12 protein-coding genes are annotated in these 10,335 nt (G+C 66.9%); 10 read left to right on the plus strand and 2 right to left on the minus strand.

Annotated elements, in window-relative coordinates; translation table 11 throughout:
- Positions 1 to 2: 2 nt before the first annotated feature.
- Positions 3 to 653, minus strand: a complete 651-nt coding sequence (locus tag OXR08_RS15100; protein WP_267351123.1) for a TIGR02117 family protein — start codon at positions 651 to 653, stop codon at positions 3 to 5.
- Between the two features lie 193 nt (positions 654 to 846).
- Between OXR08_RS15100 and OXR08_RS15105 the strand changes: the two genes are divergently transcribed.
- The 10 genes from OXR08_RS15105 (at position 847) to OXR08_RS15150 (ending at position 9,569) form a co-directional block, all read left to right on the plus strand.
- A complete protein-coding gene (locus OXR08_RS15105) occupies positions 847 to 2,052 on the plus strand; it encodes a DUF445 domain-containing protein (protein WP_149681124.1) in 1,206 nt (401 codons plus the stop codon).
- A 97-nt stretch (positions 2,053 to 2,149) separates the two neighbouring features.
- Positions 2,150 to 3,256 carry an MlaE family lipid ABC transporter permease subunit gene (locus OXR08_RS15110; protein WP_149681123.1) on the plus strand — a complete coding sequence of 369 codons (1,107 nt, stop codon included), beginning with the start codon at positions 2,150 to 2,152 and terminating at the stop codon, positions 3,254 to 3,256.
- Positions 3,256 to 4,188 carry an ABC transporter ATP-binding protein gene (locus OXR08_RS15115; protein ID WP_267351126.1) on the plus strand — a complete coding sequence of 311 codons (933 nt, stop codon included), beginning with the start codon at positions 3,256 to 3,258 and terminating at the stop codon, positions 4,186 to 4,188. Before OXR08_RS15110 ends, OXR08_RS15115 begins: the two co-directional genes overlap by 1 nt.
- The gene (locus OXR08_RS15120; RefSeq protein ID WP_112381424.1) at positions 4,188 to 5,150 is read left to right on the plus strand and encodes an MlaD family protein; all 963 of its coding nucleotides are present in this window, start codon (positions 4,188 to 4,190) and stop codon (positions 5,148 to 5,150) included. The genes OXR08_RS15115 and OXR08_RS15120 overlap by 1 nt, the downstream gene beginning before the upstream one ends.
- Positions 5,151 to 5,158: 8 nt before the next feature.
- Positions 5,159 to 5,743, plus strand: a complete 585-nt coding sequence (locus OXR08_RS15125; RefSeq protein ID WP_149681121.1) for an ABC-type transport auxiliary lipoprotein family protein — start codon at positions 5,159 to 5,161, stop codon at positions 5,741 to 5,743.
- Between the two features lie 107 nt (positions 5,744 to 5,850).
- Positions 5,851 to 6,366, plus strand: coding sequence for a CinA family protein (locus OXR08_RS15130; protein ID WP_112381422.1), 516 nt, complete (start codon positions 5,851 to 5,853; stop codon positions 6,364 to 6,366).
- 126 nt (positions 6,367 to 6,492) lie between these two features.
- Complete coding sequence (locus OXR08_RS15135) at positions 6,493 to 7,083, plus strand: SRPBCC family protein (protein ID WP_267351129.1); 591 nt, start codon at positions 6,493 to 6,495, stop codon at positions 7,081 to 7,083.
- Between the two features lie 4 nt (positions 7,084 to 7,087).
- Complete coding sequence (locus tag OXR08_RS15140) at positions 7,088 to 8,269, plus strand: zinc-dependent alcohol dehydrogenase (RefSeq protein ID WP_267351131.1); 1,182 nt, start codon at positions 7,088 to 7,090, stop codon at positions 8,267 to 8,269.
- 13 nt (positions 8,270 to 8,282) lie between these two features.
- Positions 8,283 to 9,068 (plus strand): SDR family NAD(P)-dependent oxidoreductase, encoded by a 786-nt coding sequence (locus tag OXR08_RS15145; protein WP_267351133.1) that lies wholly within the window; start codon positions 8,283 to 8,285, stop codon positions 9,066 to 9,068.
- Between the two features lie 15 nt (positions 9,069 to 9,083).
- A complete protein-coding gene (locus tag OXR08_RS15150) occupies positions 9,084 to 9,569 on the plus strand; it encodes a DUF4142 domain-containing protein (RefSeq protein WP_267351135.1) in 486 nt (161 codons plus the stop codon).
- 6 nt (positions 9,570 to 9,575) lie between these two features.
- Here OXR08_RS15150 and OXR08_RS15155 read toward each other — a convergent pair.
- On the minus strand, positions 9,576 to 10,335 hold a 760-nt coding region (locus OXR08_RS15155; RefSeq protein WP_267351137.1), incomplete at its 5' end, for a CoA ester lyase.

The following is a 10,335-nucleotide window of genomic DNA, read 5'->3' on the forward strand; positions in this document are numbered from 1 at the left end:
GGTCACAGCCACCACATCACCGTGGTGGGAAAGGGCGTCCACCGCCCCATGCGCACGCCGGCATGGCGCAGCGCCGCCCCGGTCCATGCATTGCAGGTCGTGATCGCGGAATAGCGACCACGGGCCGGGTAGAAGGCATCGTAAGCGCCGTAGCCGGGATGGACCCGCCCTCGCGGCGCCAGGCTGGCGGCGATATAAGCCGCCAGCCGCCGATACCCGGCCTCGCTCAGCAGCACGGCGCGCGCGCCGTCCCCCGGCCGGGGGCGGGGGAGATGATCGACATGGACCAGCGAGCGATCGCTGCCGATCGCGGCCGCGGCGATCGTCGCCGGCCGGATGTCGCGCCAGCGCGGCGTTTCCAAAAAGAACGCCGCCTCGCCCCAGCCGATCGCCAGATGATCATAGCCGCCATAGCGCGGGTCGGCGAGGTCGCGGGCCGGGAAGACGGGGCGCCAGTCCACGCCGGCGGCCCGCTTGGGCACGATGATCGCGGTATGGATGCCGTTCGATTCGACCCAGATGGTCACCGCGCGTGACGAAGGTCGTGGTTCCGCGCCGCCGGCCGGAATCGATCCGCCGATCGCGCCGGCCAGTGCATAGCCGAACACCAGCGCGCACAAGGCGGCCGCCAGCCGCCCGGTCGCAGTGGCCACGGTGCGCAGCGGGGCGGGAATATGGGTGGGAACGGCAGCCTCCTGACGATGTCCGGTCCTGTCTGGCACAGGAATGATTGCGGTGCGATCGATACGCAGCTTGAACAATCCCGCGGTTCGGGGATTGTCGTTGGTGATGAACCGCCTGCATCGCACCGGGGCCAAGGAGCCCGCTCCTCCGGCTCTTGTGCGCATGCGAATCGTCGCCACCGGACTGCTGGTCGCCATGGCGATCACCTTTTTCATCAGCCGCGCGCTGGTTCCGGTGCATCCGGGCTGGGGCTTCGTGCGCGCGTTTGCGGAGGCGGCGATGGTTGGCGGACTGGCCGACTGGTTCGCGGTCACGGCGCTGTTCCGGCATCCGCTGGGCCTGCCCATCCCGCACACCGCGATCGTCCCGCGCAACAAGGATCGCATCGGCGACACGCTGGCGCAGTTCCTGCGCTCCAATTTCCTGGTGCCGCGGGTCGTCGCGCGGCGGATGCACCGGGTGGACGTGGCGCGTGCCGCGGGGCGCTGGCTGGCGCAGCCGCCGGGCGAGGGCGGGCGTATCCGGCGTGGTGCCTCCAAGCTGGCGGCGGAAATGTTGCAGGCGTTCGACCCGCAGCGGCTGGGCGGGATGGTCAAGGCGACGATCGGAACGCGGCTGCGTGCGACGGAGGTGTCGCCGATCCTGGGCCAGTTGCTGAAGGCGGCGGTGGCGGAAAACCGCCATGCGCCGCTGCTGGATGGCGGCATACGCTGGGCGGCGCGCGCGCTGTCGTCGAACGAGGCGCTGATCCGGGCGATGGTGCACGAGCGGGCGGGGGCGTTGCTGCGCTGGACCGGTCTGGACGAGACGGTGGCGGACCGCCTGATCGGTGGTCTGGACAAGCTGTTGAACGACATGGCGGAGGATGCGGAGCATCCGTTGCGGCTGAAGATGGAGGAAGGGCTCGATCGGCTTGCCTGGGATCTGCAACATGACCGGGAGACGCGCGAGCGGGTCGAGGCGCTGAAGGCGGAGATGATCGCCAATCCGGCGATGCAGCGCTGGCTGGACGGATTGTGGGAGCAGGCACGCGAGGCGATGCTGAAGATCGCGCGCGATCCGGAGGCGGCGATGGCGGGCAAGCTGGGAGAGATGCTGCGGCAACTGGGCGGTACGGTGCAGGCCGATCCCGGTCTTGCCCGTACGATCAATCGCTTCGTTCGCCGTACGGTGGTCGGCGTCGCGGCCGATTATGGCGACGGCATCGTGCGCCTCGTGTCCGAAACCGTACGCGGATGGGATGCGCGCACGATCACGACGCGGCTCGAAAACGCGGTGGGACGCGATCTTCAGTATATCCGCGTCAACGGTACGCTGGTCGGCGGCATCGTCGGGCTTGCCATCCACGGCGTGGACGTGCTGTTGTGACAACGGCACAGTCTGGTGCCGTTTCAATGCAGCAGCGGTTCGTCGCGGGTACGAGCCGCCTTGCCGTTCGCGGCACTTTCCCGCAAAGAGACACGCGATGAGCGCCAAGGCCGATTTCAGCCAGGACGATGCGGACGGCGGAGCGCTGCGCTTCACGGGCGATCTGTCGCTGGCCTCGATGGGCGACCTGCCCGACCGGCTGGAGCGGCACGAGGGCCGGGTGCGCCGTGTCGATCTGTCGGGCGTCGACCGGATCGATACCGTCGGCGCATGGGTGGTGCACCGTTTCGCGGCGCGCAACGATGCTGAGGTTTCCGGCCTGAGCGACGCCAGCCGCTCGCTGTTCGACGAAGTGGTGAATGCCGACAAGCCGGTGGCGATGCGCCCGCAGCCGGTCAGTCCATTTGCTCGCGTGGCAGGCGAGATCGGCGATGCCGTCGTCACCTCGTTCCGCACCCTCTACGGCCTGCTTGGCTTCATGGGGGCGACGACCATGGCGATGCTGGCCGTGATCCGCCATCCGCGCCGGTTCCGCTTCAACGCGGTGGTGCACGAGTTCGAGACGGTGGGCGTGTCCGCGCTCGGCATCGTCGGGCTGATGAGCTTCCTGATCGGCATCGTCATCGCGCAGCAGGGCGCGGTGCAGCTGCGTCAGTTCGGTGCCGAGGTGTTCACGATCAACCTGGTCGGCCGGCTTACTTTACGCGAACTGGGCGTGCTGATGACCGCGATCATGGTCGCCGGGCGCTCCGGATCGGCCTTTGCCGCGCAGCTCGGTACGATGAAGCTGACCGAGGAGATCGACGCTATGCGCGTCATCGGCGTGTCGCCGATGGAGGCGCTGGTGCTGCCGCGCACGCTGGCGGCGGTGACGCTGATGCCGCTGCTCGGCTTCTACGCCTCGTTGATCGCGATCATCGGTGGCGGTTTCCTGGCCGCGGTGTCACTGGGCATTCCACCCGTCACCTTCGTTGCCCGCATCCGCGAGGTCGTACCGATCACCGACCTCTATGTCGGCCTGATCAAGGCCCCCGTCTTCGGCGCGATCATCGCGATCGCCGGGTGCTTCCAGGGCATGTCGGTGGAGTCGGATGCCGAGCAGGTCGGCCTGCGCACCACGTCCGCGGTGGTGCAGGCGATCTTCCTGGTCATCGTGCTCGACGCGTTCTTTGCGGTGTTCTTCACCTGGGTGGGCTGGAACTGATGGCGGCGCTCGACGAGCACATCATCAGGGTCCGTGGCATCCGCAACAGCTTCGGCGACCAGGTGATCCATGACGGACTGGACCTGGACGTGCGACGGGGCGAGATCCTGGGCGTGGTCGGCGGATCGGGCACGGGCAAGTCCGTGCTGATGCGATCGATCATCGGCCTGCAGACGCCCGATACCGGCGAGATCACCGTGTTCGATGAACCGACGATCGGCCGCGAGGAAACGGAAGCGGTGTCGATCCGCAAGCGCTGGGGCGTGCTGTTCCAGGGCGGGGCGCTGTTCTCGACGCTAACCGTGGCGGAAAATGTCGCCGTGCCGCTGCGTGAATTCTACCCGGAACTGTCGCCGGCCCTGATGGACGAGATCGCGTCCTACAAGGTGGTGATGACGGGCCTGCCGGTGGATGCAGGGCCGAAATATCCGGCCGAACTGTCCGGAGGCATGAAGAAGCGCGCCGGGCTGGCCCGGGCGCTGGCGCTGGACCCGGAATTGCTGTTCCTGGACGAGCCGACCGCGGGGCTGGACCCGATCGGCGCGGCGGCATTCGATCAGTTGACCAAGTCGCTGCAAAAGACGCTGGGGCTGACCGTGTTCCTGATCACGCACGATCTGGATACGCTGTACGCGATCTGCGACCGGGTCGCCGTGCTGGCCGACAAGAAGGTGATCGCGGTGGGCACGATCGACGAGTTGCTGGCGCTCGACCATCCGTGGATCGAGGAATATTTCAAGGGGCCGCGCGGTCGCGCCGCCGTCGCCGCCAAGGAAAACCATGCGCAGGGCTCGGCCGATGCGCAGGCAGACGCGCATCCGACCGAGGTGTCGGCGCGGACCACTGGCCAGCCTTCGCTGGGTGGGGCGGCGGACAATGCAGCGCGCGGTGAGACACAGGATAACGCTCGGGGCGAGCGAGGGACAGGCTGATGGAAACGCGATCAAACCATGTTCTCGTCGGCACCGTCGTGCTGATCCTGCTGGCCGTGCTGGCGCTGTTCACGGTGTGGATCGCGCGGCTGGGCGGTACGTCGGAGAAGGAATATGACATCTTCTTCCGCCAGTCGGTGGACGGGCTGGCGAAGGGGTCGGCGGTCACCTATTCGGGCGTGCCGTCGGGGCAGGTGAAGGAAATCGCGCTGTGGCGTCCCGACCCACAATATGTGCGCGTGCGTGTTGCGGTGAACGAGCAGACGCCGATCCTGCAGGGGACGACGGCATCGATCTCGGCAAGCTTCACCGGCACCAGCACGGTGGCGCTGGACGGTGCGCGTAAAGGTGCGCAGCCGATCGCCTGCCCGGAGGAAAATCGCCGGCAGCTCTGCCCCTATGACGTGCCCGTCATCCCGACCAAGCAGGGCGGTATCGGCGCGATCCTGAATTCCGCACCGCAGTTGCTGGAGCGGCTGTCGACACTGACCGAGCGGCTGACCGGATTGTTGTCGGATCGCAACCAGGCATCGATCGCGGGTATCCTCGACAACACCAACCGCCTGTCCGACGCGCTGGCGGATCGTGGGCCCGAAATCGCCGCGACGCTGGCGCAGACGCGGGTCGCGATCCAGCAGGCGGGCGACGCGGCACAGTCGATCGGGCAACTGGCGCAGACCACGAACGGCGTCCTGGCCGAGGATGTGAAGCCGGCGATGGCGAATTTGAACAAGGCGATCCTGTCGGCGCAGGAAAGTGCCGAAACGCTGAACGCGGCAGTGGGCGATGCACGGCCGGGCCTGCAGGCCTTTTCCAAGCAGACGGTGCCGGAGGTCGGGCAGTTGGTGCGCGATCTGCGCGTGACCGCCGCCTCGTTCGCCTCGATCGCCGAGAAGATCGACCAGCAGGGCGCAGGATCGCTCGTGGGGCAGCAGAAGCTGCCGGATTACAAGGGTAAGTGAGGGCCGCCATGAAGAAGACGCTTCTCTGCCTGGCGGCGATGCTGCCACTCGCCGCCTGCATCCGCTTCGGTGCCGAACCGCCCCCCTCGCTGATGACGCTGAGCGCGCAGACCGCGGTGCCGGTCGGGCAGGAGCAGGATTCGGGTGCGGCCAAGTCGATCACCATTCAGGTGCCGGCGGTGCCCCAGGCGCTCGCCAGCGGCCGGGTGCCGGTGCAGGTGTCGCCGACCTCCATCGCCTATATCAAGGATGCGCAGTGGTCAGAGCCGCCGGCACGGCTGTTCGCGCGGCTGATGTCCGACACGGTCGCGGCACGAACCGGCCGGGTGGTCCTGTCCACGAGCCAGTCGGTGAGCGATCCGGGTGCGCGGCTGAACGGCGAATTGCGCGCGTTCGGCGTCGAAGAGGCGACGCGCGAGGCGGTGGTGACGTTCGATGCGGCGCTGACCCGCGTCGGGCAGAGCAATGTCGAGAAGCGCCGTTTCGAGGCACGGGTGCCGGTGACGGCGATCGACGCGCAGAATGCCGGGCCGGCGATCAACCAGGCGGCCAATCAGGTGGCCGTGCAGGTCGCGGACTGGATCGGCCGCTGATCCTGCCGCCTTGGCAGGTAACATATTGATCGTGAACAATTCCGCCGCAACCTGAGGCGGGGCGCTTCCGTTGTCGGGCAACAGCCTGACAGTGGGAGAGCAGAAGCATGAGCGAGACCCTGGCATCGGTGCCGGATGCCGTCGAGGCGGCGGCGAGACGCGTGCTGGAGGCGGCATGCGCGGCGGAGCGGTCGATCGTCACCGCGGAAAGCTGTACCGGCGGGTTGCTGGCATCGTTGCTGACCGATGTGGAGGGCGCGAGCCACGCGTTCGAACGCGGATTCGTCGTCTACAGCGAAAAGGCGAAATGCGAGTTGCTCGGCATCGCGTCCGACAAGATCGACCGCTGCGGCGCGGTCAGCCGGGACGTGGCGGTGGCGATGGCGGAAGGGGCGCTCGCCTATAGCCACGGCGACATCGCGGTGGCGATCACGGGGTTCGCCGGGCCGGGTGCACCGGGTGACGAGCCGGGGCTGGTCCATTTCGCCTGTGCGGTGCGCGGCGGCGAGGCCGATCACCGCGAGGCCCATTTCGGCGATATCGGGCGCGGGCCGGTGCGGTTGGCCTGTCTGGGGGTCGCACTGGAGATGCTGGAACGACAGCTTGGCCCCGCGGCATCGTGATCTGGATCAACTTTCCAGGTCATTGAAACTGATCGAGATCATGTTTCGGGCGATATTTGCTCGATCGTCGGAACCGATGGGGTCGACCACGCGGTTGGATGCCCATCTGGCAATCCGGAGGACCCGATGGGTGACGATATGGCAACTCGCCAATCCGACGATGCGCCGCTGGCCGCATCGAAACGCAGCGATGCCGCAGCCGCTGCCACCGCCGATCTGATCGAGGGCAAGGGCGGCACGATCATCGGCCGTGCGGTGACGATCAACCGTCCGGTCGGCGAAGTGTACAGCTATTTCCGCGACTTCAACAATCTGTCGACCTTCATGGACAATGTGGAGCGGATCGACATCCTGGACGATGCCCGCTCGCACTGGGTGGTGAAGGCACCGGCCGGCAAGACGGTGGAATGGGACGCGCGCGTCACGCAGGAGGAGAAGGACCGGCTGATCGCCTGGACGTCCGAGCCCGGCGCGGACGTGGAGAATTCCGGCGTGGTCGAGTTCCGCGATGCAGGCGCGCGCGGCACGGTGGTGACGGCGACGATCGTCTATGATCCGCCGGCGGGCGTGATCGGCAAGCTGGTCGCCAAGGTGTTCCAGCGCGAGCCGGCGATCCAGGCCCGGCGCGACCTGCGCCGTCTGAAGCAACTGCTGGAAACCGGCGAGATCGCCACGGGTGCGCATACGCACGCCGAACTCGAACAACGAAAGGGTTGAGCCGATGCGTGCACTCACCTGGCACGGCAAGCACGACGTCCGCATGGACACGGTTCCGGACCCCGAGATCCTGAATCCGCGCGATGCCATCATCAAGATCACGTCCACCGCGATCTGCGGATCCGACCTGCATCTGTACGACGCCTATATCCCGACACTGAAGGCGGGCGACATACTGGGCCATGAATTCATGGGCGAGGTGGTCGAGACGGGCCCGAAATCGACCCTGAAGAAGGGGCAGCGCGTGGTGGTGCCGTTCACCATCTCGTGCGGGAGCTGCTACCATTGCGGCAAGCACCAATATTCGGCGTGCGAGAACAGCCTGCCGGCCGATAACCAGGACATCTCGATGGAGCTGTACGGCACGCCGATGGCGGGCCTGTTCGGCTATAGTCACATGACCGGCGGCTATGCGGGTGGACAGGCGGAATATGTCCGCGTGCCGTTCAGCGATGTCGGGCCGATCGTGATCCCGGACGGAGTTTCGGACGACAAGGTCCTGTTCCTGTCCGACATCCTGCCCACCGGCTGGCAGGCGGCGGAGTATGCGCAGATCGAGCCGGGCGATACGGTGGCGGTCTGGGGCTGCGGCCCGGTCGGGCTGTTCGCGGTGCAGTCGGCGTTCCTGATGGGGGCCGAGCGGGTGATCGCGATCGATCACTTCCCGCACCGGCTGGAGCTGGCCAAGAAGTTCGGCGCCGAGACGATCAACTTCGAGGAATCTGCGACCTATGAGGCGCTGATGGAGATGACCGGCGGGATCGGGCCCGATGCGGTGATCGACGCGGTCGGCCTGGAGGCGCATGGCCTGTTCGTCGACAACGTCATCGACCAGATCAAGGCGTCGACCTTCCTCGGCACGGATCGGCCGCATTCGATCCGCCAGGCGATCATCGCGTGCCGCAAGGGCGGGCGCGTGTCGATGCCGGCAGTCTATGGCGGCTATGTCGACAAGTTCCCGCTGGGCGCCTTCATGGAAAAGGGGCTGACGCTGAAGACCGGGCAGACGCATGTCCAGCACTACATGCCCGCCCTGCTGAACGCGATCATGGAAGACAAGATCGATACCGAGTTCATGATCTCGCACCGCATGCCGCTGGAGGATGCCCCCAAGGGGTACAAGATGTTCCACGACCAGCAGAACGAAGTGACCAAGATCGTGCTGAAGCCCGGCATGACCGCCTGAAGGAGACAAGAGGATGGCTGACAAATTCGCGATCGTCACCGGTGCCTCGACCGGCATCGGGTTCGAGCTGGCGACGCTCGCCGCCAAGGATGGCTATGACCTGATCGTCGTCGCCAACGAGAACCTGATCGAGGCAGCCGCGACCGACCTCCGCCAGTTCGGCACGCAGGTGCAGGCGGTGGAGGCGGACCTGTCGACGCTGGAAGGCGTGGACAGCGTGCTGGCGGCGGCGGGCGGTCGGCAGATCGACCTACTGTGCGCCAATGCCGGGCATGGACTGGGCAAGGGCTTTCTGGACCAGGAGGTGAAGGACTGGCGACTGGTGGTCGACACCAACATCACCGGCACGCTGTACCTGCTGCAAAAGGTGCTGAAGCCGATGGTGGCGCGCGATGCGGGCAAGGTGCTAGTGACGGGGTCGATCGCCGGCTTCATCCCCGGCAGCTTCCAGGCGGTGTATAACGGCACCAAGGCGTTCATCGACAGCTTCGTCGCGGCAATCCAGGACGAGTTGAAGGATGCCAAGGGCGTCACGCTGACCAACCTGTTGCCGGGGCCGACGGATACCGAATTCTTCGCACGTGGCGACATGATGGATACCGATGTCGGCACCGATCCCAAAAAGGACGATCCCGCCAAGGTGGCCAGGGACGGCTGGGATGCGTTGATGTCGGGCAAGGCGTCGATCGTGTCGGGCTGGAAGAACAAGCTGCAGGCCGCGGCGGCGCATATCGTGCCCGACGCCGTACTCGCCAGCCAGCATCGTGGCATGGCCGAGCCGGGCACCGCAAAGAACTGATAACAGGAGGAGAAGATGAGGATGCTTCGCATGATGACCGTGGCGGCCCTGGTTGCCGCCGCCCCGACCGCCGTGTTCGCGCAGACGGTGACCCCGGCACAGTTCGTCGCCAAGGCAGGCGCCAGCGACCTGTACGAGAAGGAGTCGAGCCAGCTCGTCCTGCAATCGACGAACCCGAAGATCCGGACCTTCGCCCAGTCGATGATCCGCGATCATTCCAAGAGCACCGCAGACGTGAAGGCGGCAGCGACCAAGGCGGGCGTGCGGCCGGCGCCGCCCAAGCTGGAGCCGATGCAGGCCGACATGGTCGCCAAACTGCGCCAGGCGTCGGGCACGCAGCGCGACCAGCTGTACGTCCAGCAGCAGAAGACCGCGCATCAGAAGGCACTGGCGCTGCATCAGGGCTATGCCCAGTCCGGCACCGCCGCACCGTTGAAGGCGGCGGCGGGGAAGATCGCGCCGGTCGTTCAGCATCATATCGAGATGCTGAACGGGATGTGACGCCGGTCAGGCGAGCGCCAGCAGGCGCTCCGCCTGCGCGAGATGGAGCCGCTCCACCATCTGCCCGTCCAGCCTGATCGCGCCCAGCGCGGCATTGGCAGGATCGGCAAAGGCGGCAACGACGGCCCGGGCCCAGGCGATCTCGTCGGGGCTCGGGCCGAACGCCGTGTTGGCGGGTGCGATCTGTGACGGGTGGATCAGCGTCTTGCCATCGAACCCCAGCATCCGCCCTTGCGCGCATTCGGCAACGAGGCGATCGCCGTCGTCGAGCGCATTGCACACACCGTCCAGCACGATCAGGCCATAGGCGCGGGCGGCGACCACCATCTGGACGAGCAGCGGCATCAATGCGGTGCGAGCCGGATCGGCGGGCAACCGCATTTCCTTGGCGAGATCGTTGGTGCCGGCGATCAACCCTTCCAGACGCAGCGCAGGGGCGTCCGCGCAGAGATCGGCAAGGGCCAGCGCGCCGCGACAGGTTTCGATCATCGCCCATAGCGGTGGTCCCTTCTCGCCGAGCAGTGCGCGGGCGCGGCGTGCGTCCGCAGGTCCATCGACCTTGGGAAGCAGAACCGCATCGACCGGGGCGTCGCGCAGCGCGGCGCAGTCGGCCTCCCCCCACGGCGTATCGAGGGCGTTGGCCCGGATGACGAGCCGGCGCTCGCCAAAGCCCTGCGCCGCCGCCTCCAGCGCGGCCGCGCGGGCCTGCGTCTTGGCATCGGGCGCGACCGCGTCCTCCAGATCGATGATCACCACATCGCAGGGC

This window comes from Sphingomonas sp. GM_Shp_2 (genome assembly GCF_026540875.1).
In the GTDB taxonomy this organism is placed as follows: Bacteria; Pseudomonadota; Alphaproteobacteria; order Sphingomonadales; family Sphingomonadaceae; genus Sphingomonas; species Sphingomonas carotinifaciens.